The sequence below is a fragment of the Paraflavitalea speifideaquila genome, from assembly GCF_032395985.1.
GTDB classification, from domain to species: Bacteria; Bacteroidota; Bacteroidia; order Chitinophagales; family Chitinophagaceae; genus Paraflavitalea; species Paraflavitalea speifideaquila.
Genome location: NZ_CP135920.1, coordinates 7,152,914 through 7,175,846, shown reverse-complemented (window position 1 = coordinate 7,175,846; position 22,933 = coordinate 7,152,914). Strand labels below are relative to the sequence as shown.

Sequence of the window (22,933 nt, the reverse complement as noted above, 5' to 3'; positions counted from 1 at the left end):
TTTTGCATCAAATAGAAAGTTATGCTTACAGCAGTAGATCAGCAGTTGAAGATTGTGCCTTATGAACCCATTCACCGGGATGCTTTTCGCCAATTGAACCAGGCATGGATCAACCGGTATTTCCGCCTGGAAGAGGCCGATAACCGGGCGCTCAACGATCCGGAGGGGTATATACTAAACAAAGGAGGTTTTATTTTCATGGCCTTATGGGAAGGCGAAGTGGTGGGCGCCTGTGCACTGATCAAGGTTAACCAGCGGGTATTTGAATTGGCCAAGATGGCAGTAACCGATAAAGTACAGGGCAAAGGCATTGGTTATGCATTGGGCAAAGCCTGCATAGACAAAGCCCGGGAGTTGGGTATTAAGAAGGTTGAATTGTTGTCCAATACCCTCCTCAAGCCCGCTATCCACCTGTATACCAAACTGGGCTTCAAAGAAGTGCCCTTACCGGCTACAGACTATGAACGGGCCGATATAAAAATGGAGATCCACCTGCAAGACCTGGTGAAAGCGGTAATGATCATTGCCGATGACCTGCCCGCCGGCCTGGCCATCAATACAGGTGCAGTACTGGGTGCATCACTCGGCAATAAGTTGCCGTACATGATAGCGGAAGACCTGCAGGATGCTTCCGGTGGATTGCATACAGGGCTCACCTGGATTCCCTTGCCCATGTTGAAAGCCAACCGGCAGGTTATACAAGGCATTTGTACAGAAGCAAAGCAACTGGGTGGATTACTGGTGATCGACCTGTCGGAAGTAGCGCAAACAGCGCGTAGTTATGAAAACTATAAAGCTTCACTCGAAGCGCTTTCAGAAAAGGAGATCAGTTACAGTGGAATAGCCATCTATGGAGATAAAACAACCATCAATAGGCTGACCCGGAAATTGGAATTATATAAGTGATCACTTGATCAGTTTTGTTCAGTCGCCAGCCTCTGGCTGGTGACGGCTATTGGTGAGCCTCCGGCTCACTTGATCAGCTCATCCATATTCCGGTCGTTATCGATCTTGCCGGTTTGTTCCAGCATACGCATGTCTTTGGCGTCTTTTAAGAATTCGGAAGCGAAGATAAACTCATTGAGCAGTTCATTTTTACTGAAGATGATCTCTTTATTAGTGCCTTCCCATTCTTTAAGGCCCTGGTGCATGTAAATGATATGATCACCAATTTCCATTACGCTGTTCATATCATGCGTATTCACGATGGTGGTGATATTGTATTCGGTAGTGATCTCTTTGATCAGTTTATCAATAACGAGAGGTTTGGGGATCAAGACCTGAATTGGGTTCATCACAAAACAGGTATTGGGGATTGAGTACAATGGCGCGGGCAATACCCACCCTTTTTCATACCCCCGCTGAGTTCGGAAGGGAATTTTTTGTTGACATCTTTGAGCTTTACGCGTTCCAATACCTCATTCACCCGTTTCAGCTTCGTGGCATAATTGTCTTTCGTGAACATATCCAGGGGAAACATAATGTTCTGTTCCACCGTTTGGCTGTCAAATAAGGCCGATCCCTGGAAAAGCATACCAATCTGCTTGCGGATATCTTTCCGCTGCTCATCGTCCATCGTGATGAAGTTGATATTGTTGTACAGGATATCTCCTTCATCGGGTTCAAATAGCCCCACCAGGCATTTCATGAGCACGGTTTTGCCGCTGCCGCTGGCGCCAATGATCAGGTTGCATTTACCTGCTTCCATTTTCGCGCTCACGCCTTTCAGCACCTGCTTTTCTCCAAAGCCCTTCTTGATATCTTTTACTTCAATCATAAGATAATGGCGTACTGCCGGGCTACCGGCAGTACGCCTGATTTATCGTTAATTACTTAGCAACAATTGCGACAAGATATAATCGGCAAATAAGATAGCAATACAGCTAACTACTACCGATTTTGTACTGGCCCTGCCGATCTCCAAAGCGCCGCCACTTACATGATAACCATAAAAGGCGGATATGCTGGAAATGATAAACGCAAATGTATAAGCCTTTATCAGGGCAAAGAATACGTTATACGGTACAAAGGCATTTAACAACCCGGTATCAAACTCCTGTGGAGAAAGAATGCCCGACAGGGTACCTGCCAGCCTGCCACCCCAGATGCCCAGTCCACCTGCAATAATGATGAGCATGGGTATGGTCAGCAAGGCCGCCAGTATCTTGGGCAGTACCAGGTAGGCCTTGGTATTGATGCCCATGATCTCCAGGGCATCGATTTGCTCACTTACCCGCATATTGCCCAATTCACTCGCTATTTTACTGCCTATCACGCCGGCCAGTACAATACATACCAGGGTAGGTGCAAATTCCAATATAATGGTATCGCGTACGATCTGGGCAATGGTGCTTTTGGGAATGATGGGACTTACCAACTGATAAGCTGTTTGCAGCGTAGATACGGCTCCTATGAAGAAAGAGATCAGGGCCACGATGCCCAATGACCCAATACCAATTTCACCGCATTGGTGCATGAATTCCTTCCAATACATCTTGCCGTTCTCCGGTTTGGAGAACATGCCTTTAATCATCAACAGGTAACGGCCAAATTCGGTAAATAGTGTCATAAATTCTTACTACAATAATAAGCCAACTAACTGAGTATTGACCATATCAGGAGGTTAAATGTGCAAGAATGCCCTTAGGAGGCATCCTTGCTTTCTTTTTACCTTTTTCCACCAATGCGTTCTTACCGCTTCGGCAGGATTGCCCTTGCATTTTAACTGCGCGTCAATAACGGTGATCAGGGCCATATTGTAAATGCTCCTTACCGAACTGCCCAGTTGCAGGATATGCACGGGTTTCTTAAGACCCAGCAAAATAGGTCCAATAGCATCAGCGCCCCCTACTTCCTTCAATAAATTGTAGGCTACATTACCCGCTGCCAGGTTGGGGAAGATCAGGGTATTCACTTCCTGGTCTACCAGCTCACTGAAAGGGTAACTTTCTTTGAGGATCTCCTGGTTAAAGGCAATACTGGCCTGCATTTCACCATCCACAATTAAAGTAGGATCTTTTTGCTTTACAATATCACGGGCCTTGGATACCAGCCGGGCTTCGGGCGAATCGCTGCTGCCAAAGTTGGAATAGCTCAACATAGCTATGCGCGGGGTAAGGTTGAAGTTCCTTACTTCCTGTGCTGCCATCAGGGTTATATCAGCCAGCTCTTCGGCCGTGGGATTGAAATTGACCGTTGTATCCGCCATGAAGATGGGGCCGCGTTTGGTAAGTAACAAATACATACCGGCTATCTTCTTTACGCCGGGTTCGGTACCAATTACCTGCAGGGCCGGACGAATGGTTTCGGGATAATTGCGGGTAAGGCCCGAGATCATACCATCTGCATCGCCGGTTTCTACCATCATCGCACCAAAATGGTTGCGGTCTTTCATGATCTTGGTAGCCTCATAACGGTTAATGCCACGGCGTTTTCTTTTTCAAAGAACAGGTCGCCATATATCTTCCTGCGGTCTTCATAATCATCATTACGCGGGTCAATGATCGGCATATCATCAATGTCGATCTTCATCGAATTGGCAATGGCCCGTATCTTTTTCTCATCACCCAACAGGATGGGGTAAGCAATACCTTCCTCAAAAGCGATCTGCGCGGCCTTCAGGATCTTTTGGTTATCGGCCTCAGCAAATACTACCCGTTTTGGATCACGGCGGGCTTTATTACCCAGGATACGCATCACCTGGTTATCCTGGCCCAGGCGTTTTTCCAATTCAATGGCATAGGCTTCCCAATTGTCGATCTTGATCTGTGCTACACCGCTTTCAATGGCTGCTTTGGCTACTGCCGGAGCAACGGTACTGAGCAGGCGGGGGTCAACCGGTTTGGGAATAATATATTCAGGACCAAAAGCCAGGTTGTTTTGGTTATAGGCCAGGTTTACAATATCGGGTACAGGTGTACGTGCCAGTTCGGCCAGGGCTTTTACAGCCGCCAGTTTCATGGCTTCATTGATCTGCGTAGCACGCACATCAAGGGCGCCACGGAAAATGAAAGGAAAGCCCAGTACATTGTTAACCTGGTTGGGATAATCACTGCGGCCAGTGGCCATAATGATGTCCTTGCGGGCAGCGGTAGCTACCTCGTAACCAATTTCCGGATCAGGGTTGGCCATGGCAAATACAATGGGGTTTTTAGCCATTGATTTTACCATTTCGGGCGACAATACATTGCCCTTACTAAGGCCAATGAATACATCGGCATCCACCAGCGCCTCTGTGAGGGTAAGGTTTTTACCGCTCGACAGGAATTCTTTTTCATATCATCCAGGTCCGTACGGCTTTCATGTATCAGCCCCTTACTATCGAACATCCGGATATTCTCTACTTTAGCGCCCAGGGCTATGTACAACTTGGTACAGGCCATGGCCGAAGCACCGGCGCCATTCACCACAAACCTGGCCTTCTCTATTTTCTTCTTTTGAATTTCTACTGCATTCAGTAATGCGGCTGCGCTGATGATGGCGGTTCCATGCTGGTCGTCATGCATCACCGGGATCTTCATTTGCTCTTTCAGCTTTTGCTCAATATAAAAGCATTCAGGCGCCTTGATATCTTCCAGGTTTATACCACCAAAAGTAGGTTCCAGTGCTTTCACGATCTGTACAAACTTCTCAGGGTCTTTTTCATTGATCTCGATATCAAATACATCAATATCAGCGAATATTTTGAATAATACTCCCTTGCCTTCCATCACGGGTTTGCCGGCTTCGGGACCAATATCACCCAGGCCCAATACAGCGGTACCATTGCTGATAACGCCTACCAGGTTGCCTTTGGCGGTGTATTTATAAACTGCTTCAGGATTGGCTTCAATTTCCCGGCAAGGTTCGGCTACTCCGGGCGAGTAAGCGAGGGAGAGGTCTCTTTGGGTTTTAGTCTCTTTAGTGGGGATTACTTCGATTTTTCCAGGTCTTCCTTTGGCATGGTATTCCAGCGCCTGTTCCTTAATGAATTCTTTTTCATACTATTTATTTAATCAGAGGGCAGAGAAGGGGTGGTTTGGGATATTTGGTTGAATGACCTTCACGCCATAAAAACAGGCGTGCAATTTAAGGTAATTATACTATCCGGGTGTTAATCTGCCAGTTAGGTAAAAACAAGGCCAATATCCGTATGGCGCCTCCCCGCTTTGTTGGAGCCACCTATATACCAACTCCGGGCTTTGTTTCAGGATAAGTTGTATTTAATCAGCACTTAAACTGCTTATAAGCCGTAGATAAGCCATATCTAATAAGGACAGCTTATCTACAGCTTATCTACGGCTTATTCCCAAATCTGCCCCGAACCAGTCAGCAACTTGAAACGATCCTTTGGGGGTAGTGCATACACCTGGAAGGCGCCCGTATGGCCATGGCCGGGCAGCGGGTAGGGTGCTTTGAAAGAAGGTTTCAATATAAGTAATTGATTGATTATGAGTGAATAATAAAGAGATTGGATGAGCGGTAAGAAAAAAAAACACAAATTATTTGGAGGAAGGCAGACAGTAGTAGTATGTTTGTGTACTATATAAGTAGTACACTAAAACACCGAGCATGGTAAACATTCAACAATTGCACTTTGGCTACCGTAAGAAAAAGGTATTTACGGGACTAAGCCTGCAGCTACAACCCGGCCATATTTACGGGTTACTGGGTAAAAATGGAACGGGTAAGTCGACCCTGCTGCGCAATATTGCCGGCTTGCTGTTTCCCGACCAGGGCCAGATTGATGTGATGGGGTTTGTACCCGGTAAGCGGCAACCTGCTTTTTTTGCAGGAAGTATTCATGATTCCTGAAGAGTTTTACCTGCCCAATAATCCTGTGGCGCAACTGGTGAACAGTCTTTCTCCCTTTTATCCCCGCTTTAACCAGCAACAATTTGACCGGTACATCCAGGAGTTTGAAGTGCCTGCTGCTCAAAAAATGGAGAGCATGAGTTATGGACAGAAGAAAAAGTGCTCATCAGTTTTGGCCTGGCCTGCAATACTTCTTTATTGCTGATGGATGAACCTACCAATGGATTGGATATTATGAGCAAAAGCCAGTTCCGTAAAGTAATGGCGGGAGCTATTGATGAAAACAAATGCGTGATCATCAGCACCCACCAGGTAAAAGACCTGGAAAACCTGATTGACCGTATTACCATTATTGATGAAGGAGCCATCTTGTTTGATCAGTGCATTGAGGATGTAGCGCACAAGCTGTCATTCCGTATTTCTTTCGACCAGGATGAAATTAAACATGCCTTGTACAGTGAATCGTCTTTGCGTGGCAGCGCCATTATTACTGCCAATACCGATGGCGAGGAGAGTAAGATAGACCTTGAGTTGTTGTACAAAGCCATTGTTACCAACCGTAAACCCATTCAATTAGCTTTTAATTCTTAAATCACGAACATGAACCAGGTTTTTGATCTTCAACGCTGGGGGCTATTGGTGCGTAAGCACTGGGCCGATAACCGGAATAAATATTTGCTGTCGCTGGGAGCTATTGCGGCCTTGTTGCTGCTGTGGTATGGTTTTCTGATGCTGGTAGATGGCAGAAGTGTTATGCAAAAAGAAGGACAGATCATTACTTATTATGTAGGCCTTTTCATAACGGGCTCTTTATTTGCCAGCCTGCTGTACGGTGATCTTGCCAATAAACCCAAGGCTATTAATTTTCTGACGGTACCTGCCTCGCAACTGGAAAAAGTGCTGGTGATGGTGCTGTATTGTGTACTGATATTTTTTGTATGTTATACCATCATCTTTTATGCTGTTGATTATATCATGCTGAAGGTGAACAATGCAATTCAACTGGCCAAATGGGAAGAGCAGCATGAAGTGGGTAGTGTTTTTGTTCCGGAGAAAGTAGCGAATGTATTTGCCCGGTTTAGCAAGAACGATTACGAGAATCCGTTTAATACGCTGACGCTGATATTGCTGATCTTTTTTGCTGTACAGGGGCTTATGCGCTGGGTTCAATTTACTTCCCTACTTATAGTTTTATTAAAACAACCATCGCTTTGCTGTTGGTGATGCTGTTCTTTGTGATCCTGGTTGGCAAGGTGCTATTTCCCATATTGCCGTCGGGTGGATTTGGAAACGGCTTAACAGAGTTCTATTTGCCTGGCCCCACCGGCCAATGGGGACAGCAGGCCATCGTACTGCCCTCCTGGACGGATAAAGTGTTCTTTGGCTATTTCAAATTCGTACTGGCGCCGGTATTCTGGGTGATCACTTATTACAGGTTAAAGGAAAAAGAGGTTTAACCAACGTAAACAAATTATTATGCAATTCAGAGAATCGCAAGCTATATACTTACAGATCGCAGACTATGTATGCGAGAAGATACTGCTGCAGGAATGGAAGGCGGAAGAACGGGTGCCTTCGGTAAGGGAACTGGCTGTACAACTGGAGGTAAACCCCAATACCGTGATGCGCACATTTGAATTCCTGCAACAGCAGGAGATCATTTATAACCAGCGGGGCATTGGCTATTTTGTTTCACCAGGTGCGCTCAACCAAGTCATCAAATACCGGAAACAGGAGTTTACGGATAAAGACCTGCCACAGGTATTCCGCAATATGTACCTGCTGGGCTTATCGCCGGAAGATCTGAAGCCCTGGTATGAAAAGTATAAACAACAACATTTCGCTTAACCCGCATAACTCAGTAAGATGAGAACGAGTAACAAAATATTATTAGGACTGTTCCTTACCACCATCATTGTTTTTGCCAGCCTGTTCATTTCGGTACGGGTCATGTATGCCAATGGGCGTATTGTGCAACGTGACCGGATTAATAACTGGAGTGATATACATCGGATAAAAGAACCCATCCGGGAAGTGAGGCTAAATGGAATAGGGGATATCATGATCATTCCTTCCGATTCGACCAAATTGGAAATATGGAAGGATAACCAGCATGTAAAGTGGCGGGTTGAAAATGGTGTATTGTATGTAGAGGCCGATTCCACCCTGACACGTGATGGGAAAATCAGGCATCAAATATACGGTCATATAGAACTGTCGCTTCCCAATGTAGACAGTATCCAGGCGGTGAGCAGTAATGTTGTTGTAAAAATACGGCTGATGCTGCCAGGTTCAAACCGGTATATCAATTCCACCTGCAGAATACCGAATTGGCTTTTGAGCAAGGCCGCAGTAATGAAGAAGCCACATTTTACGATAAGCTAACCATATATGCCAATGGTGGATCGGCCTTAAGATTCCGTGGCAATATATGGGTAAATGAACTGCAGACCAGGCTGGCTGGCGCCGAGTTTGAAGACGGGGACGCTTCCTTTGGCAAACTGGGCATGCAAATGGACAATTCTTCGAACATCCATATAGACGGACGAAATCTTCGCAAAGCAATCATTACTTCAACAGAATAACATGAGTAAGCATATTATCGAAACCCAGCGACTGGACTTTTTGTTCCGGTCCGGACAACCCATCCTGCAACAGTTAAGTTTACAGGTGCCCACAGGAAGCATTTACGGATTTCTTGGCCCCAATGGCGCAGGTAAAACAACTACGCTGCGACTTATCCTGGGGTTGCTAAAAAAACAGCAGGGCAGTATCAGTTTATTTGAAGAGAACTAGGCGCCCAACGCCTGGAAGTGCTGAGCCGCCTGGGATCATTGATCGAACAGCCTTCATTGTACTTACACCTTACAGGCAGGGAAAACCTTGAATTGTTCAGGTTGTCTTATCAAGCCCCTAAAAGCAGGATCGATGAAGTGCTGAATATTGTAAGGCTCAAAGATGCAGCCAACAAAAAAGCCAAGGCCTATTCGCTGGGTATGAAACAACGCCTGTCGATTGCCATTGCCCTGTTGCACGATCCGGAACTGCTGGTATTGGATGAGCCTACCAATGGATTGGACCCCAGTGGTATTATTGAAACACGGGAGTTGATCAAAACGCTGAACCGTGAGCAGGGTAAAACCATCCTGGTATCCAGCCATATGCTGGCCGAAGTAGAGAAGATGGCCACGCATGTAGGCATCATCAATAAAGGCAAGCTGTTGTTTCAGGGACCACTGCAGGAATTGCAGCAATTGAAATCAAAGCAATCGGCTATTGAAATTGAGGTGAATGATACGGCCCACGCACAAAAAGTATTGAATGGGCATTTCCCCATCAAAGAAGTAAATGGCACCAAACTGCTGGTACATTTTGAGGGTAAGGAAAAAGATGGCCTTGATAAACAAAACACTGATACAGCAGGGTGTTGAAGTGTATCAATTGTCGCTGACACAAAATGACCTGGAAAACTTATTTATTCAAATTACATCTGAATAGTTATGGCCTCCTTTATTATCAATACCAAAGCCGAAATATTGAAATGCCGTAAAACGGCTGCCTATTGGCTTACCTTATTGGCCAGTGTATTTGTGCCTTTATTATCCTGGTTGATGCTGGTAGCAAAACCTGAACATTTTGTGAAGAAGCTTAAACCGGATGCCTGGCATATTTTTATGAATATGTGCTGGGAGCCAGCCGCTGCTTTCTTTTTGCCCATGTATGTAATACTGGTGACCAGTTTGATCGTACAGATTGAATACCGCAATAATTCCTGGAAGCAGGTATATGCTTCTCCCCGGAGTTATGCCGATATCTTCTTCTCCAAATTTCTGGTGATCCATTTGATGATCATTGCTTCTTTGGTCTTGTTCAATGTTTTCATGGTAATAAGTGCACTGACGGCCAATGCCTTGAATAGTGGCTATACCTTTTTAATTCACCCTATCCCTGGACGGATATACTGACCGTTACCGCCAGAATGTATGTATCGATACTGGCAGTCACGGTTATTCAATACTGGATCAGCTTACGGTTAAAGAATTACATAGCCCCGGTGGGTATTGGTTTGGCCTTGTTGATCACTGGTCTGGTAGTCATACAATGGGAGCATATCAGGTATTATCCCTTTGCCTATACGATGCTCACCTATTTCACCGACTTAAACAAGGGAACTTAACGCATCTAAACTATTCTTATATCTGGTTTACGGCCATCCTGGTACTGGCTTTCCTGGATACGGTGAAGCGTAAGGAGCGGGGGTAAGTATTAAGTTAATGTATAAATTGATAGTTATGAGACTCCTGGTACCGATCGTGGTATTGTTGGTTACCTTCTTTTGCTGCCCCGGCCTGGGGAGGAGGGACAGGCAACAACTGATGCAGCCACTTATGGGCAGGATGAACGGCCTACCACAGGGGCTGATGTCACCAACCTGACAAAAGAGGCGGCTGATTATGACGATGCAGTGGAAGCGGCCGGGGTGTTGAACAGGCTGGATCTGCTGAATTTTTAACAGGGCAGGACACCTGTTTGTCATCCATCTGGCTGTGTTGGTGGATATAATGCCTGATTTTATTGAAAATGGTGTAACCTAGCAGCTGTTCAGGTAGTCTCAATGCGAATAGTAAAATCCCATAGGGTACATCTATGATATTTCATACACCAAAACAAAAAAGTATAGCCATGAAAAAAATGCTCTTATCCTTTATGATCCTGCTGCTGGCCGCAACGGCCAGTATAGCCCAATGCGACAAAAAAGTTGTGTTCTACTCCGATAAGCAGGAAATGATCAGCCCGGAAGGGAATGTTATGGATAACAAAACTGATGTACTAACCCTTGAATTTTCCAAGGAAAGCGTTACTGTCAGGATAGCCGATAAAGACGGGACTTTGGACGGAACGATTCAGGAAGTGATTTGCGAGTGGAAGGAAGTATACAAAGTAGGAAAGGCTGTTTATAAGGGAGCGTTTCAAAAGTCCAACAGCAGCGAAAGCACTACTGGTAGCATGACAGTAGAAGCCAAAGATGGGCAATTGCAGATAACTGTAGAACTGGCACGGCTGGACGGAAGGAAGATCAGGATACTGGTGAATAAATACGAAGAAAAATAAGGCTGGGTTGCATGAAAAAAAAAATGATCTTCTTCTTAATACTGATTTTTCAGGCCTGGCTGGTACAGGCCCAATCAACCGTGTGGGTAAGTGGAACAATCGATAACCTGGGTAAGGATAGTATACGGGTAGGGGTATTATTGGATGGGGTTACCAGCCAGTTCCTTACCTTAAAAGTAGCGGTTGTTAACAGGGCGTTTGGTGTAAGGATACCGGTTAAGCAGCCCGCCCTGGCTACCTATAAGATTGGCGGTTATCATGTGTTTACTCAGAATAAAGGCCGGGAACATGCTATGATAAAGGACTACCAGGTAAATGGCTATCCTACCACCTACATCATTGGCCCTGATGGAAAGATGGCCGTGGTGAAGCCTGCCCGTAACGCACAAGGATTAATCAAGGAAATAGAGGCGGTGTTGCCGCATTAATTACAATGACTTTTAGTAAAGCTTAACCCCCTTTAAGGAGAGTCACACTGCCGCCCGGCGGATGCAGCGCTGCAGCGTGGCCTACCTTTGTACCTGGTAAAAGTTTTCTAGCTAAACGGCATTGAATAGGGTACTGCAAAGATTGCCTGGAATAGTATGCCAGGTTCATTTTAAAACAAATACAGCATGAAAAAAAGAAATTGTAGACCATATCGGTTGCCTGCTGTTTGGCAGCCAGGTACAAAACGGAATGAACAACCCCCTGCACCTGCACAGCGAAAAGCAGTTCAGGGTAGGGCCTGGCGGTAAGCTGGAAAGTACGGCCTCTGTGCTTACGGATATTTGGGTAGACCAGGAGGCGATCTACCTGCATTATTTATTGCCCGATGGACAGGAAGTACGGTTTGCCAATAAGGTAAAGCAGGTGGATTGTACGATGAACAGTGATTATACGGTGCGCAGTATTGTGTACGAAACAGAGCCGGTGCAAACGGGGCAGGAGCGGCCGCGCTTAATGTTTACCCTGCAGTGCGAAGAGGACAGTGTTAAGTTTTATGAAGCCAATGAAGGAGAATCAGGAGCGGCCAATAAGGTATTGTTTGAAATATGCTGAACCAGTAAACAGTTTTTCTATACGCAAGTTAACCTTAGTTAACACGGGGCGGGTTTATTCCTGCCCCTCTTTTATTTAAGCAACCAGGGTGGACCGTCGACCGGCGGCCCACCCTGATCATTTTATTTCATCACCGATAGTTCGATATGGGAAGGGTATTGGGCCGACCGGTGGATGGAATGGGTGGCGACTTGAAAATCGGATACTTTGGCTTCAAAAATATTGGGCATATATTTTTGCGGGTTGCGGTCAATAATGGGAAACCAGGTACTTTGAATCTGTGCCATGATCTTATGCCCTTTCTTAAATACATGGTTGATGCTGTGCAGGTCAACCGAATAGCTTTCTACTTTACCCGGTATAATGGGAGTAGGATGCTCAAAGCTTTTGCGGTAGCGGCCACGGAATACATCATTGGCCACCATAAACTGGTAGCCACCCATTTTACGGTCTTTGGGATATTCAGCCGGGTATACATCAATCAATTTTACCACCCAATCGGCATCACTGCCGGTAGTAGCCGCAAATAGCTTGGCCCACAACTGGCCGGTGATGGTAATGTCTTCGGTCAATACATCCGTTTCCCAACTCAATACGTCAGGGCGGTTGTGCACAAAACGTTGGTCTTCGGTAAGCCAGGTGCGCCAGCGGGAGCCCGGTCCATAAGTTTGTTCAATGGGCCTTGGGCGGTAAGGTACGGGATGGGCTGGATCGGAGATATAACTGTCGGCCGCTTTGGGGGTTACCGGTTTATCGAACGAGAGTTTGCCATGGGCCTGGAAATACAGGTTTTGTTGTACCGCTTCGGCTGGCGGCCAGCTGGCATAGTTCTTCCACTGGTTGGACCCTGTTTGGAAAGTTATGGCTTCTGAAAAATTACCATCTCCTTTCCTTTGAGGTGATAGGCAAACCAACGGGCCTGTATGTCTTTACGAAAGGTAGGGCCGGTGGCGGTATCAAAATTGATATTGCCTAAACTGTTACCGGCGCCGCCCGACCAGCCACCATGATTCCAGGGGCCTGCCACGATAAAGTTTTTATGGTTGCGGTCTTTTTCTCCAATACCTCATACGCTTTGAGTGGGCCGTAAAAATCTTCCTGGTCCCACCAGCCTGCCACATGCATGGTATACACCCTGGGTGAATCCAGGCGATAAGGGAGTGATTGTTTTTGCCAGAAAGCATCATAATTGGGATGGGAGGCAAAATCGTTCCAGGTAGGAATATGGTTGTGGAAATATTTCTTGTTTACGTTGGCCAGCGAGCCCAGTTGCAGGTACCAATCGTACAGGTCGTGCATACCAAATGGGAAGAGGCTGTCGGTTTTGGCGGCTTCTTCCATAAAAGCGTATTCAAATCCGTAACTGAGGCGGAAAGCGCCATTGTGGTGAAAGTCGTCACCCATCCACATATCAGAAGGAGTAGCTTGTTCTGATACAGCAATGAGGGCGGGATGTGGGTCAATGGCGCCCTGCATGGTGGTCCATCCATCATAGGAAATGCCGTACATACCGGCTTTGCCGTTGTTGTTGGGAATGTTTTTCAGCAGCCATTCAAAAGTATCATAGGTATCAGTGCTTTCGTCGATGGCCCTCGGATCTTTCTTGTCGCGGCTAAAGCGTTGCATCTCAAACTTACCTTCACTTTTATAGCGGCCACGGATATCCTGGTATACAAAGATGTAACCATCATCGGCCAGGTCTTTTACATAACTCCCTTTATCGGGGCGCCGGCGTCGCTTACACCATAAGGTGTACGCCTTAGCAGGAAGGGGTATTTCTCGGTGGCAGCGGTGGGCGTAAAGATCACAGTATTGAGTTTTACACCATCCCGCATGGGGATCATGAGTTCCTGCCGGTTGTACTTACTTTGAGTAGTGCTTTGTGCCTGTGCAATAACAGTGAATAGCAGCAATAAGAAGGTTGGTGCAGTTAGTCGTGTCATAAGAATAGGTTTTGACAATCGTAAGGTATTTTCCTGTAAGGTGGGCCACCCTGCAGCGCTGCAAAAGCCGCCCGGCAGGGTGACTCACCTTTAGTTAATCCATTCGCGCATTGGCGCCCAGCCAGGCCATCATACCCATCCCTGTTTCAATAGCACTTTCATCAATGTTAAAGGTGGGGGTATGTACACCCGAGGTAATGCCCTTGGCTTCATTCATCACCCCAGGCGGTAAAAGCAGCCGGGGATCAATTGGGTATAGTAGCCAAAGTCTTCTGCTCCCATGCGCATTTCGGTGGTTTCTACATGTTCCGCACCCATATAGTCTTCGGCCAGTTTCCTGGCAGTGGCACTCAACCCCTCATGATTATAAACGGTAGGATAGCCCACGTCAATATGCAGGTCAATTTCGCCACCCATGGCATGTACCAATCCCACGGCATTGGTGCGGATGAGCTCATGGGCTTTAAAACGCCAGGTTTCATCCAGCGCGCGGAAGGTACCCATCAGTTTCACTTCACTGGGAATTACATTGGTAGTATGCCCGCCTTGTATGGAGCAAATAGAAAGTACGGAAGGGGATAAGGGATTCCTGTTGCGGCTGATGATCTGTTGCAGGCTCACAATGAGGTGCGAAGCAATGAGGATGGTATCTACTGTTAAATGGGGGCTGCCGCATGACCACCTTTACCCTTGATGGTAATGTAGATCTCATCGGCGCTGGCCATTACTTGCCCGCCACGGAAACTAAGTTGCCCTACCGCCAGCTGTGGATGTACATGCAAGCCAAAAATGGCTTCCGGAGCCGGATTGGTCAATACGCCCTCTTTGATCAATATGCTGGCACCGCCGGGATTGCGTTCTTCACCAGGTTGGAAGATCAGTTTTACCGTTCCTTCCCATTCATTCCGCAGCTCCTGTAGTATTTTGGCGGCGCCCAACAGGCAAGTGGTATGTACATCATGACCACAGGCATGCATCACGCCTTCGTTCTTCGACTTATAAGGAATATCATTTTCTTCCAGGATGGGCAGGGCATCAATATCGGCCCGTAAGGCTATCACCCTTTACCTGGATCCTTACCTTGTATCAATCCTACCACACCAGTAGTAGCCATCACCTGGTAAGGGATGCCAAATTCCTGTAGCTTTTGTTGTATGAACTGTGAGGTTTGTACTTCCTGGTAACTCAACTCTGGATGGGCATGCAGGTGATGCCGTATATCAATAAATCCGGGAGCATAGCTATTGGCCAGGCTTTGTATTTTCTGTTTCAGGCTGCTCATGGCTCAAAAGTAAAGCAATAGTCCGAAAGACCGTATGTCCGAAAGTGTTTTGCGAACCTTCTTCCGGACTTTTCCGACTTCCTGACTTCAGCTGACTTCTTAATTCGCTGCGGGGTCAGGGTTCACTTCAATGGTATCCCGCACCACATATACGCCCGAAGGGAATAGGCGCTGTAGGTTGGGCAGGTAGTCATCGGCTTCTTTGCGGTCTTTAAAATTACCGGCCTTCAGTTTATAGAAAGGTGCCTGGTACATGAGGTATACGTGCAGATCAGGAAATTCCTGGTACAGTTTGGATTTAGCACTCATGGCCTTATTACGGTCGTTGGTATTGACCACCAGGATGCGGAACCCCGGAACAAAACGCCTGGCATTGCGGGTAGTTATTTCATTGATCTCTATCTGTTTTTTAACCAGCATATCAATGCGCGGATCTTTGTGTACGACCACTGAACTGGTATCGGTTTGGGCCATGCTTTGAAGGCTGATCAATAGTCCTAGTATGACAACTAAATGCTTCATGTTATAATCTCTTAATAATAATCAGTAATTATTAATTAATAATTACTGATTATTAGGTTCGTACTTTTATTACTAATAACTTCCTGTGCTATTTTCCTTTTCCCCCGTTACAATGGCTACACTGGCACTACAGCCCAGCCTGGTGGCGCCGGCATCTACCAATTCCCTGGCAAAGGTATAGGTTCTGATACCACCTGAGGCTTTCACCTGGATGGTAGACGGTAAATGTTTGCGCATCAGTTGCACTGCTTCTACGCTGGCGCCTTTTTCGGCATACCCGGTAGAGGTTTTAACAAAGTCCACACCTGCTGCTGCATACAAATGACAACATTGGATGATCTCTTCTGTCAACAATATGCCACTTTCAATGATCACTTTTACCAGCCTGTCATGCCGGTGAGCAGCGGCCAGGATACCTTTTATCTCTGCCTCCAGCAAGCCTGTATTGCCTGCTTTGAGAGCTACCAGGTTAATTACTACATCCAGTTCATCTGCTCCATCGGTTATAGCCTGATCTGTTTCTGCCTGTTTGGCAGTTGCCGTGGAATAGCCAAAAGGGAAACCAATGACGGTAGCCACTTTAACGTTACTGCCGGATAAATATTTTTTTGCCAGGGATACGAATGGGGAGGCACACAAACAGCAGCAAAGTGATACTGCATCGCTTCGTCACATATTTTTTTATCTCATCTGAAGTGGCAGTGGGTTTTAATAGGGTATGATCAATGTACTGGGCTATATTCATAGAAAAATGAGCAATTTTAATAATTCATGAGCAGGAAACAATGGCTATAAACGTCTCATGGAGGTTATTTGCCGGTCAGGCAATTTTGCATGGTCTAAATTAATGCATTTAGCTAAATTGGACCTTTTCTGTTCAGATTAAAAACCAACCAGCATATGAGAAAAACAGGCTTAGCCCGCCAGGGAGAATGCTTTCCCTAATGGGGCTGTTACTCGCGTTAAATTCTTCTACACTGGCGCAGACCACCTTCCCGGTAAATGGGGTGGCGGATCCAAAAAATGGCGCCTACGCTTTTACGAATGCCACGATTGTTAAAGATGCCCAAACCACGCTTACCAACGCTACGCTGGTGATCAGGGACGGGAAAATTGTTGCTGTGGGCGCCAACCTGGCTGTTCCCAAAGATGCCGTAGTGGTGGATTGTAATGGCAAATTCATTTATCCATCTTTTATTGACGCGTATGCTGATTATGGTATTACAGCGCCTGCCCGCCAATTGGGCGGCTTTAATTTCAATGCACCTGCCCAGCTTGCCTCCAACCAAAAGGGGGCTTATGGCTGGAATCAGGCCATTCATGCCGAAGTAGAAGGAGCTAAGCTATTTAATACGGATGAGGCCAAGGCCAAGTCACTGCGTGATATCGGTTTTGGTACGGTACTAACCCATCAGAAAGATGGAATTGCCCGTGGTACCGGGGTGGTAGTTACCCTGGCCGATGACAAAGAAAACCTGGTGATCATCAAAGAAAAGGCTTCCGCTCATTTTTCATTGAATAAAGGAGCGTCCACACAAAGTTATCCCAGCTCCATGATGGGTACCATTGCCCTGCTGCGCCAAAGTTATATTGATGCAGCCTGGTATAAGAGTAACCCCGCCAAAGAGGGTACCAACCTTACGCTGAAAGCATGGAATGAAAACCAGGGCCTGCCACAGATCTTTGAAGCCAATGATAAATGGAATGTACTGCGTGCCGACCGCGTAGGTGATGAGTTTGGTGTACAATATGTTTTCAAAGGCGGTGGTAATGAATACCAGCGTATCAAAGAAATGGCGGATACCAAGGCTTCTTTTATCCTGTCGTTGAATTATCCCGCCGCCATGGATGTGGATGATCCCAATGATGTTCGCTTCACTGGTTTGGATGATATGAAGCATTGGGAATTGGCGCCTTCCAATCCAGGTGCTTTTGAAAAAGCAGGTATTACTTTTTGTTTGACCACTGCCGACCTGAGTGCGGTGGGTGATTTCTTAGGTAACCTGCGCAAAGCCATTGAATATGGCTTAACAGAAACGAAGGCGCTGGAAGCGTTGACCAAAACGCCCGCTACCCTGCTGGGTGTTTATGATAAAACCGGTAGCCTGGATGCGGGTAAACTGGCTAACTTCCTCATTACTTCAGGCCCCATCTTCCAGGAAAAGACCGTGGTATTCCAAAACTGGGTACAGGGCAACAAGTACGGCGTGAAGGAAGACAGCTGGTTTGATGTAAAAGGCACTTATAAATTAGTAGCCAATATGGCTGCTGGTGCAAAAACCTATGCAGTAGAACTGAAGGATGGCGGAACGGCTTCCTTTATTGAAAAAGATACATTGACCGGTAAATATTCTTACGATGGCAAACTGGTGAAGCTGAGCTTTACAGAAGGCCGCGGCCCGCGTGCTGTTGAAACAGTAATGAGTGGTGTGGCAAGCGGTCAGGTTTGGAATGGTGCCGGCCGTGATGGCGCCGGTAATAAATTTACCTGGACAGCCAATTTTGAAAAAGCAGCGGTAGCCAAAGCTGATAGTGCAAGACCCAAACAACCTTTACAACTGGGTAAAGTAACCTTCCCCTTCCTGGCCTATGGTGCCGAAGAAGTACCTAAACAAGAAACCATCCTCATTAAAAATGCAACGGTATGGACCAATGAGAAAGATGGCAAGCTGGAAGGAACGGATGTACTGGTAACAGGGGTAAAATCACTAAGATCGGTAAAAACCTCTCTGCAACAGGTGCTAAAGTAATTGATGGTACGGGCAAACATTTAACACCAGGTGTTATTGATGAGCACTCGCATATTGCGGCTGCTTCTATTAATGAAGGGGCTCAAAGTGTAACTTCTGAAGTACGGATTGCCGATAACCTGAATCCGGAAGATATCAATATCTATCGCCAGTTAAGTGGTGGTGTTACTACTTCCCATATCCTGCATGGATCGGCCAATACGATTGGTGGCCAAACCCAGTTGATCAAATTGCGTTGGGGTGCCAATGATGAGGAACTGAAGTTCAAAGGGTCTGACCCCTTTATCAAGTTTGCCCTGGGTGAGAATGTGAAACGCAGCAGCTCCAGTGCCAACAACCGTTTCCCTGATACGCGTATGGGTGTTGAGCAGGTATTGACAGATGCTTTCCAGCGTGCGAAGGATTATGAAAATGCACTGAAGGCTAAGAAGCCAGGTGTGCGCCGCGACCTGGAGCTGGATGCACTGGTAGAGATCATGAATAAAAACGATTCATTACCTGCCACTCTTATGTGCAAAGTGAAATCACTTCTACCATGCGTGTAGCGGAGAAATTTGGTTTCCCCATCAATACGTTCACGCATATCCTGGAAGGCTATAAGGTAGCGGATAAAATGAAGGCGCATGGTGTCAATGCTTCTACTTTCAGTGACTGGTGGCAGTATAAAATGGAAGTGGTAGATGCTATTCCATATAATGCGGCTATCATGCAAAGGGTAGGGTTGAATGTAGCGATCAACTCCGATGATGCCGAGATGGCGCGTCGCCTGAACCAGGAAGCTGGCAAAATAGTGAAGTATGGCGGCGTAACAGAAGAAGAAGCGCTGAAGATGGTAACACTCAATCCTGCTAAGATGCTGCATGTGGATGATAAAGTGGGCAGTATTAAAGTTGGTAAGGATGCCGACCTGGTACTGTGGAGCAATAACCCCTTAAGCATTTATGCAGTTGCCGAGAAAACAATCGTTGACGGTACGATCTACTTTGATCGGGATCGTGATAATGAGTTACGTGCACAAATACAGGCAGAAAGAACAAGGTTGATCCAAAAGCTGGCAGCGGCAAAACGTACCCCCTGCAGCAGGTGGTGGCGCTCCCGGTGGTGGTTTTGGACGCCCCAGGCCCCGCTATGAAGTGATCCTTACCTGTACCGATCACTACCATAGTCATGGATTGCTGGCTATTACCGAAGAGGAAGCCGAAGTTCTTAATGAAAAAGATAACCCTGTAAACGAAACTGAATTATGAAAAGAATATTCTTCACTATATTATTGGGTAGCTGGATCGTAACAAATGTTTCCGCACAGGAAACGGTGTATCCTGCTCCCGCCCAATCGCAAACTATTGCGCTTACCAATGCCACGGTGCATGTAGGTAATGGGCAGGTTATTGAAAATGGCATGGTATTGTTTTCCAAGGGCAAGATCGTTGATGTGCGCCCTACAGCAGCCGTTGCTGATGCGAAGGTGATTGACTGCAAGGGCAAGCATATTTACCCCGGTCTTATCTTATCTGAATCCAACCTGGGTTTGGTGGAAGTAGGAAGTGTGCGGGCTACCGTTGATGAGAATGAACTGGGTTTGATCAATTCCAATATCCGTTCGCTGGTGGCTTATAATACGGATTCTAAGGTTACCAATACCTTACGTAACAATGGTATCCTGCTGGCGAATATTGTACCTGGCGGCGGTGTGATCTCTGGTAGTAGCTCTGTAGTGCAACTGGATGCCTGGAACTGGGAGGATGCAGCTTACCTTCCGGATAATGCGATCCATTTCCGTATGCCATCGCTGTTGATACGTGGTGGTGGCCGTGGTGGTTTTGGCCGTTTTGGCGGCTTTGGCCAACAGCCTGCCGGTGATCCCATTAAGCGGGCGCTGGATCAGATTGAAAGTGTAAAGGTATTTTTCCGCGAGGCCAGGGCTTACCACCAGGAAGCCAGCCATGAGGAAACCAACCTGAAATTTGAATCAGTAAAAGGTTTGTTCAGCAAGAAACAAAAGTTGTTCATTCACTGCAGCATTGTGAAAGAAATGCTGGTAGCGATCGACTTTGTAAAGGAGTTTGGTTTTGAAGTCGTGATCGTGGGCGGTTCTGAAAGTTATCAAATTGCCGATCTGCTGAAGGCAAATGATATTGCAGTGATCCTGGAACAAATGCACAGCCTGCCTACCATGGTAGATGATGATGTAGACCAGCCTTATAAAACACCTGCTGCTTTGCAAAAAGCCGGAGTGCTCTTTGCTATCAATGATGATGATGGCAATACCCGTCAACGCAACCTGGCTTTCAATGCAGGTACGGCCGCTGCTTATGGGTTGACCAGGGAAGAAGCACTGGCGGCTGTTTCACTCAATGCCGCTAAAATATTGGGCGTGGGTGATAAAACCGGTTCACTGGAAAAAGGTAAAGATGCCAACCTGTTGGTATGCGATGGCGATCTGCTGGATATGCGCAGCAATATTATTCAACAGGCATTTGTTCAGGGCCGGGAATTAAATCTCACCGACAAGCACAAGCAATTGTACGAGCGGTATAAATACAAATATGGATTAAAGTAATAAAGATCCGTTCTCTTTGACAATGGCCCCGCTTCAGTGGGGCCATTTTCGTTGTGTGCCGGGCATGTATATCAGCTCTAGGGTGAAAGTCCCGAATACGTGTTACAGTGCATAGTATTAGCCAAGGGCAAGGGTGTCCATCGCGAGGTGGAATCTGAAAGAAGCCGGCGGCAAACGTTCGAGCCTACGAACAGAAATTGCATACAAGGCGGGCTGACATGGGTGATGTTGCAACACAAACAGAAACCCTACACTGTGCAGACTGTCAGAACGTAAATGCAGAGGCTACATGAACGGAAAGCGGATATACTTACCCCGGGAGGTCTGCAGGCGATTCTTCGCTTAGAGCAGAAGTCAGCCGAAGCCGTAGTAGGAAGGAAACGAGCCATCTCCCCGTAAAGGGCAAAGACGGAAGACTCACAGCCAAACCGAAGGGCCGAATGTTAGAATGGCGAAAATGAACAAGACGTTTATGATTGATGCGATTACAATAGAAGAACATTAGAAAACTACCTGTGTGAGGATAAGCCGGAAGCTAAAAGTAAAACACAGGAGGAGTTGAGCCTCATCATGCAACCAATGGGAATAACGCTGGGATGATTTTTTTTTAAGTAATAGTATGCTGGAAGAAATATTAGATATCCGCAATGTACAAAAAGCCTTTAAGCAGGTAACTGCCAATAAAGGGGCTGGAGGTATAGATGGTATGCAGACCGATGAACTTCGCGACTACCTGAATACCAACTGGCAAACACTGCGTACTAGTATTTTAGAAGGCACGTACCGCCCCCAGGCAGTGAAGAAAGTAGAAATAGACAAGGAAAACGGAGGCGGTAAAAGGATGTTGGGAATACCTACAGTAATCGACAGGTTAATTACGCAGTCAATAGCCCAGTGGTTGAGTCCGCAGTATGAAGCGGAGTTCTCCAATTATAGCTATGGGTTTAGAGAGAATCGCAGTGCTCATCAGGCAGTGTATCAGGCTCAAACCAGCCTGAACGACGGCAATGAATGGGTAGTAGAGCTGGAGCTGGAGAAGTTTTTCGATCGGGTGAACCACGACCGGTTAATGTCGGCGCTGGCCCAAAAGATAACGGACAAGCGGACACTGAAGCTACTGCGAGCGTACCTGAACTGCGGAATAATGGAGAATGGAGTAGTGATAGAACGCAAAGAAGGCACTCCTCAAGGTTCTCCGTTATCACCGCTGATGAGCAACATTGTTTTAAATGAACTGGACAAAGAGTTAGAGGCAAGAGGCCACCGGTATGTACGATATGCAGATGACTGTAGCATCTATGTGAAAAGTGAAAAGTCAGCGGCTCGAGTGCTGACTACAATCACAGAGTTCATAGAAAAGAAGCTAAAGTTAAAAGTAAACCGCACAAAAAGTAAAGTCAGCCGCCCCAATGACAGTACGCTACTGGGTTTTTCTTTTTACCGAAGCGAAAAGGGCTGGCAAATACGTATTGCGCCCAAATCGCTGAGAAAGATTAAAGAAAAGATGAAAGAGCGAACTCAGCGTAAAGCCCCGGTAAAGTGGAAGACAAGATAAAGAAGATGGAGGCGACAATCGTTGGTTGGGTGAACTACTTTAGGATGGCCAAAGCCAAAAGCAGAATGGAGGAACTGGACAGATGGGTAAGAACGCGTCTAAGGATGGGAATATGGAAACAATGGAAAAGACCAAAAACGCGGTGGATTAACCTGAAAAGGCTGGGAATCAATCCTGGGAAAGCCTATGAGTGGTCAAATAGCCGTAGGGGCTATTGCCGCATTGCACACAGTCCAATATTGACAAGGGCATTAAATAATGAATACTTTGTCAGGCATGGATACGTAGGGTTCGCAAACTACTATTACTGGAAAACAACTCACCAAACTAAGTTATTCTGACAAACCGCCGTATACCGGTCGGTACGTACGGTGG

At 46.5% G+C, this 22,933-nt stretch carries 35 protein-coding genes and 1 pseudogene; 22 read left to right on the top strand and 14 right to left on the bottom strand.

All coding sequences use genetic code 11. The features are described 5' to 3' along the window. Window positions 1-21 precede the first annotated feature (21 nt). Window positions 22-906, top strand: a complete 885-nt coding sequence (locus RS881_RS49270) for a GNAT family N-acetyltransferase (protein WP_315817538.1) — start codon at window positions 22-24, stop codon at window positions 904-906. A gap of 65 nt (window positions 907-971) precedes the next feature. Here the strand turns inward: RS881_RS49270 and RS881_RS49265 are convergent, their stop codons facing one another. The 6 genes from RS881_RS49265 to RS881_RS62090 are packed head-to-tail and all read right to left on the bottom strand — an operon-like array spanning window position 972 to window position 4,910. Then, window positions 972-1,277: an ATP-binding cassette domain-containing protein gene (locus RS881_RS49265; RefSeq protein ID WP_315817537.1), complete on the bottom strand. Its 306-nt coding sequence runs from the start codon at window positions 1,275-1,277 to the stop codon at window positions 972-974. A gap of 17 nt (window positions 1,278-1,294) precedes the next feature. Then, window positions 1,295-1,777: an ABC transporter ATP-binding protein gene (locus tag RS881_RS49260; protein ID WP_315817536.1), complete on the bottom strand. Its 483-nt coding sequence runs from the start codon at window positions 1,775-1,777 to the stop codon at window positions 1,295-1,297. Window positions 1,778-1,825: 48 nt separating this feature from the next. Next, entirely contained in the window at window positions 1,826-2,569 is a 744-nt protein-coding gene (locus RS881_RS49255) for an MlaE family ABC transporter permease (RefSeq protein WP_315817535.1), read from the bottom strand. A gap of 54 nt (window positions 2,570-2,623) precedes the next feature. Beyond that, window positions 2,624-3,394, bottom strand: coding sequence for a phosphate acyltransferase (locus RS881_RS49250; protein WP_315817534.1), 771 nt, complete (start codon window positions 3,392-3,394; stop codon window positions 2,624-2,626). After that, window positions 3,391-4,224: a phosphate acyltransferase gene (locus RS881_RS62095; RefSeq protein ID WP_315817533.1), complete on the bottom strand. Its 834-nt coding sequence runs from the start codon at window positions 4,222-4,224 to the stop codon at window positions 3,391-3,393. Before RS881_RS62095 ends, RS881_RS49250 begins: the two co-directional genes overlap by 4 nt. Further along, window positions 4,164-4,910: a malic enzyme-like NAD(P)-binding protein gene (locus RS881_RS62090; RefSeq protein WP_315824861.1), complete on the bottom strand. Its 747-nt coding sequence runs from the start codon at window positions 4,908-4,910 to the stop codon at window positions 4,164-4,166. Before RS881_RS62090 ends, RS881_RS62095 begins: the two co-directional genes overlap by 61 nt. Window positions 4,911-5,550: 640 nt before the next feature. On the opposite strand from RS881_RS62090, the gene RS881_RS49235 reads away from it, so the two are divergent. From RS881_RS49235 to RS881_RS49165, 15 genes are all read left to right on the top strand, one after another. Next, entirely contained in the window at window positions 5,551-5,793 is a 243-nt protein-coding gene (locus tag RS881_RS49235) for an ATP-binding cassette domain-containing protein (protein WP_315817532.1), read from the top strand. Further along, window positions 5,768-5,998, top strand: a complete 231-nt coding sequence (locus RS881_RS49230; RefSeq protein ID WP_315817531.1) for a hypothetical protein — start codon at window positions 5,768-5,770, stop codon at window positions 5,996-5,998. Before RS881_RS49235 ends, RS881_RS49230 begins: the two co-directional genes overlap by 26 nt. Continuing rightward, the gene (locus tag RS881_RS49225) at window positions 5,953-6,384 is read left to right on the top strand and encodes an ATP-binding cassette domain-containing protein (RefSeq protein ID WP_315817530.1); all 432 of its coding nucleotides are present in this window, start codon (window positions 5,953-5,955) and stop codon (window positions 6,382-6,384) included. The genes RS881_RS49230 and RS881_RS49225 overlap by 46 nt, the downstream gene beginning before the upstream one ends. A 9-nt stretch (window positions 6,385-6,393) precedes the next feature. Then, entirely contained in the window at window positions 6,394-7,017 is a 624-nt protein-coding gene (locus RS881_RS49220; RefSeq protein WP_315817529.1) for a hypothetical protein, read from the top strand. Then, window positions 7,011-7,250 carry a hypothetical protein gene (locus RS881_RS49215; RefSeq protein WP_315817528.1) on the top strand — a complete coding sequence of 80 codons (240 nt, stop codon included), beginning with the start codon at window positions 7,011-7,013 and terminating at the stop codon, window positions 7,248-7,250. Before RS881_RS49220 ends, RS881_RS49215 begins: the two co-directional genes overlap by 7 nt. Window positions 7,251-7,269: 19 nt before the next feature. Then, entirely contained in the window at window positions 7,270-7,641 is a 372-nt protein-coding gene (locus tag RS881_RS49210) for a GntR family transcriptional regulator (protein ID WP_315817527.1), read from the top strand. Window positions 7,642-7,659: 18 nt separating this feature from the next. After that, on the top strand, window positions 7,660-8,178 hold the full coding sequence (locus RS881_RS49205; RefSeq protein WP_315817526.1) for a hypothetical protein: 519 nt from the start codon (window positions 7,660-7,662) through the stop codon (window positions 8,176-8,178). Between the two features lie 201 nt (window positions 8,179-8,379). Then, entirely contained in the window at window positions 8,380-8,589 is a 210-nt protein-coding gene (locus RS881_RS49200; protein ID WP_315817525.1) for an ATP-binding cassette domain-containing protein, read from the top strand. Window positions 8,590-8,606: 17 nt separating this feature from the next. Then, window positions 8,607-9,224: an ATP-binding cassette domain-containing protein gene (locus RS881_RS49195; protein WP_315817524.1), complete on the top strand. Its 618-nt coding sequence runs from the start codon at window positions 8,607-8,609 to the stop codon at window positions 9,222-9,224. Between the two features lie 69 nt (window positions 9,225-9,293). Next, window positions 9,294-9,758 carry an ABC transporter permease gene (locus RS881_RS49190; RefSeq protein WP_315817523.1) on the top strand — a complete coding sequence of 155 codons (465 nt, stop codon included), beginning with the start codon at window positions 9,294-9,296 and terminating at the stop codon, window positions 9,756-9,758. A 14-nt stretch (window positions 9,759-9,772) separates the two neighbouring features. Then, the gene (locus tag RS881_RS49185) at window positions 9,773-9,970 is read left to right on the top strand and encodes an ABC-2 family transporter permease (protein WP_315817522.1); all 198 of its coding nucleotides are present in this window, start codon (window positions 9,773-9,775) and stop codon (window positions 9,968-9,970) included. A gap of 159 nt (window positions 9,971-10,129) precedes the next feature. After that, window positions 10,130-10,306, top strand: coding sequence for a hypothetical protein (locus tag RS881_RS49180; RefSeq protein WP_315817521.1), 177 nt, complete (start codon window positions 10,130-10,132; stop codon window positions 10,304-10,306). A 170-nt stretch (window positions 10,307-10,476) separates the two neighbouring features. Beyond that, complete coding sequence (locus RS881_RS49175) at window positions 10,477-10,905, top strand: hypothetical protein (protein ID WP_315817520.1); 429 nt, start codon at window positions 10,477-10,479, stop codon at window positions 10,903-10,905. A 23-nt stretch (window positions 10,906-10,928) separates the two neighbouring features. Then, the gene (locus tag RS881_RS49170) at window positions 10,929-11,333 is read left to right on the top strand and encodes a TlpA family protein disulfide reductase (RefSeq protein WP_315817519.1); all 405 of its coding nucleotides are present in this window, start codon (window positions 10,929-10,931) and stop codon (window positions 11,331-11,333) included. A gap of 250 nt (window positions 11,334-11,583) precedes the next feature. Continuing rightward, window positions 11,584-11,946 carry a hypothetical protein gene (locus RS881_RS49165; RefSeq protein WP_315817518.1) on the top strand — a complete coding sequence of 121 codons (363 nt, stop codon included), beginning with the start codon at window positions 11,584-11,586 and terminating at the stop codon, window positions 11,944-11,946. Window positions 11,947-12,068: 122 nt separating this feature from the next. Here RS881_RS49165 and RS881_RS49160 read toward each other — a convergent pair whose 3' ends face one another. The 8 genes and pseudogenes from RS881_RS49160 to deoC all read right to left on the bottom strand — a co-directional run bounded on the left by RS881_RS49160 (window position 12,069) and on the right by deoC (window position 16,332). Continuing rightward, the gene (locus RS881_RS49160) at window positions 12,069-12,860 is read right to left on the bottom strand and encodes a CocE/NonD family hydrolase (RefSeq protein WP_315817517.1); all 792 of its coding nucleotides are present in this window, start codon (window positions 12,858-12,860) and stop codon (window positions 12,069-12,071) included. A 58-nt stretch (window positions 12,861-12,918) separates the two neighbouring features. Next, window positions 12,919-13,781 (bottom strand): annotated as a pseudogene (locus RS881_RS49155) (CocE/NonD family hydrolase). 202 nt (window positions 13,782-13,983) lie between these two features. Then, window positions 13,984-14,109, bottom strand: coding sequence for a hypothetical protein (locus RS881_RS49145; RefSeq protein ID WP_315817515.1), 126 nt, complete (start codon window positions 14,107-14,109; stop codon window positions 13,984-13,986). Beyond that, a complete protein-coding gene (locus RS881_RS49140) occupies window positions 14,106-14,510 on the bottom strand; it encodes a M20/M25/M40 family metallo-hydrolase (RefSeq protein WP_315817514.1) in 405 nt (134 codons plus the stop codon). The genes RS881_RS49145 and RS881_RS49140 overlap by 4 nt, the downstream gene beginning before the upstream one ends. 35 nt (window positions 14,511-14,545) lie before the next feature. Continuing rightward, window positions 14,546-14,950 carry a M20 metallopeptidase family protein gene (locus RS881_RS49135; RefSeq protein ID WP_315817513.1) on the bottom strand — a complete coding sequence of 135 codons (405 nt, stop codon included), beginning with the start codon at window positions 14,948-14,950 and terminating at the stop codon, window positions 14,546-14,548. Next, a complete protein-coding gene (locus RS881_RS49130; protein ID WP_315817512.1) occupies window positions 14,947-15,171 on the bottom strand; it encodes a hypothetical protein in 225 nt (74 codons plus the stop codon). The genes RS881_RS49135 and RS881_RS49130 overlap by 4 nt, the downstream gene beginning before the upstream one ends. A 99-nt stretch (window positions 15,172-15,270) precedes the next feature. Continuing rightward, window positions 15,271-15,693: an SPOR domain-containing protein gene (locus RS881_RS49125; RefSeq protein ID WP_315817511.1), complete on the bottom strand. Its 423-nt coding sequence runs from the start codon at window positions 15,691-15,693 to the stop codon at window positions 15,271-15,273. Between the two features lie 72 nt (window positions 15,694-15,765). Beyond that, complete coding sequence (gene deoC / locus RS881_RS49120; RefSeq protein ID WP_315817510.1) at window positions 15,766-16,332, bottom strand: deoxyribose-phosphate aldolase; 567 nt, start codon at window positions 16,330-16,332, stop codon at window positions 15,766-15,768. A 305-nt stretch (window positions 16,333-16,637) separates the two neighbouring features. Here deoC and RS881_RS49115 point away from each other — a divergent pair, with 305 nt between their 5' ends. From RS881_RS49115 to RS881_RS49090, 6 genes are all read left to right on the top strand, one after another. Then, a complete protein-coding gene (locus RS881_RS49115; protein ID WP_315817509.1) occupies window positions 16,638-18,443 on the top strand; it encodes an amidohydrolase family protein in 1,806 nt (601 codons plus the stop codon). Between the two features lie 221 nt (window positions 18,444-18,664). After that, on the top strand, window positions 18,665-18,988 hold the full coding sequence (locus RS881_RS49110) for an amidohydrolase family protein (RefSeq protein WP_315817508.1): 324 nt from the start codon (window positions 18,665-18,667) through the stop codon (window positions 18,986-18,988). Then, on the top strand, window positions 18,955-19,575 hold the full coding sequence (locus tag RS881_RS49105) for an amidohydrolase family protein (RefSeq protein ID WP_315817507.1): 621 nt from the start codon (window positions 18,955-18,957) through the stop codon (window positions 19,573-19,575). The genes RS881_RS49110 and RS881_RS49105 overlap by 34 nt, the downstream gene beginning before the upstream one ends. A gap of 111 nt (window positions 19,576-19,686) precedes the next feature. Then, window positions 19,687-21,003: an amidohydrolase family protein gene (locus RS881_RS49100; protein ID WP_315817506.1), complete on the top strand. Its 1,317-nt coding sequence runs from the start codon at window positions 19,687-19,689 to the stop codon at window positions 21,001-21,003. Between the two features lie 619 nt (window positions 21,004-21,622). After that, window positions 21,623-22,558 carry a group II intron reverse transcriptase/maturase gene (ltrA, locus tag RS881_RS49095; RefSeq protein ID WP_315817505.1) on the top strand — a complete coding sequence of 312 codons (936 nt, stop codon included), beginning with the start codon at window positions 21,623-21,625 and terminating at the stop codon, window positions 22,556-22,558. Continuing rightward, entirely contained in the window at window positions 22,543-22,899 is a 357-nt protein-coding gene (locus RS881_RS49090; RefSeq protein ID WP_315817504.1) for a group II intron maturase-specific domain-containing protein, read from the top strand. The genes ltrA and RS881_RS49090 overlap by 16 nt, the downstream gene beginning before the upstream one ends. Window positions 22,900-22,933 lie beyond the last annotated feature (34 nt).

Bases quoted from the DNA above. Each gene is read 5' to 3' on its own strand.
- RS881_RS49260 (WP_315817536.1), bottom strand. From the start codon at position 1,777: ATGATTGAAGTAAAAGATATCAAGAAGGGCTTTGGAGAAAAGCAGGTG.
- RS881_RS49235 (WP_315817532.1), top strand. From the start codon at position 5,551: ATGGTAAACATTCAACAATTGCACTTTGGCTACCGTAAGAAAAAGGTA.
- RS881_RS49190 (WP_315817523.1), top strand. From the start codon at position 9,294: ATGGCCTCCTTTATTATCAATACCAAAGCCGAAATATTGAAATGCCGT.
- RS881_RS49185 (WP_315817522.1), top strand. From the start codon at position 9,773: ATGTATGTATCGATACTGGCAGTCACGGTTATTCAATACTGGATCAGC.
- RS881_RS49220 (WP_315817529.1), top strand. From the start codon at position 6,394: ATGAACCAGGTTTTTGATCTTCAACGCTGGGGGCTATTGGTGCGTAAG.
- RS881_RS49100 (WP_315817506.1), top strand. From the start codon at position 19,687: ATGAAAAGAATATTCTTCACTATATTATTGGGTAGCTGGATCGTAACA.
- ltrA (WP_315817505.1), top strand. From the start codon at position 21,623: ATGCTGGAAGAAATATTAGATATCCGCAATGTACAAAAAGCCTTTAAG.
- RS881_RS49130 (WP_315817512.1), bottom strand. From the start codon at position 15,171: ATGAGCAGCCTGAAACAGAAAATACAAAGCCTGGCCAATAGCTATGCT.
- RS881_RS49125 (WP_315817511.1), bottom strand. From the start codon at position 15,693: ATGAAGCATTTAGTTGTCATACTAGGACTATTGATCAGCCTTCAAAGC.
- RS881_RS49170 (WP_315817519.1), top strand. From the start codon at position 10,929: ATGATCTTCTTCTTAATACTGATTTTTCAGGCCTGGCTGGTACAGGCC.
- RS881_RS49270 (WP_315817538.1), top strand. From the start codon at position 22: ATGCTTACAGCAGTAGATCAGCAGTTGAAGATTGTGCCTTATGAACCC.
- RS881_RS49175 (WP_315817520.1), top strand. From the start codon at position 10,477: ATGAAAAAAATGCTCTTATCCTTTATGATCCTGCTGCTGGCCGCAACG.
- RS881_RS49165 (WP_315817518.1), top strand. From the start codon at position 11,584: ATGAACAACCCCCTGCACCTGCACAGCGAAAAGCAGTTCAGGGTAGGG.
- RS881_RS49115 (WP_315817509.1), top strand. From the start codon at position 16,638: ATGGGGCTGTTACTCGCGTTAAATTCTTCTACACTGGCGCAGACCACC.
- RS881_RS49200 (WP_315817525.1), top strand. From the start codon at position 8,380: ATGAGTAAGCATATTATCGAAACCCAGCGACTGGACTTTTTGTTCCGG.
- RS881_RS49250 (WP_315817534.1), bottom strand. From the start codon at position 3,394: ATGAAAGACCGCAACCATTTTGGTGCGATGATGGTAGAAACCGGCGAT.
- RS881_RS49205 (WP_315817526.1), top strand. From the start codon at position 7,660: ATGAGAACGAGTAACAAAATATTATTAGGACTGTTCCTTACCACCATC.
- RS881_RS49210 (WP_315817527.1), top strand. From the start codon at position 7,270: ATGCAATTCAGAGAATCGCAAGCTATATACTTACAGATCGCAGACTAT.
- RS881_RS49255 (WP_315817535.1), bottom strand. From the start codon at position 2,569: ATGACACTATTTACCGAATTTGGCCGTTACCTGTTGATGATTAAAGGC.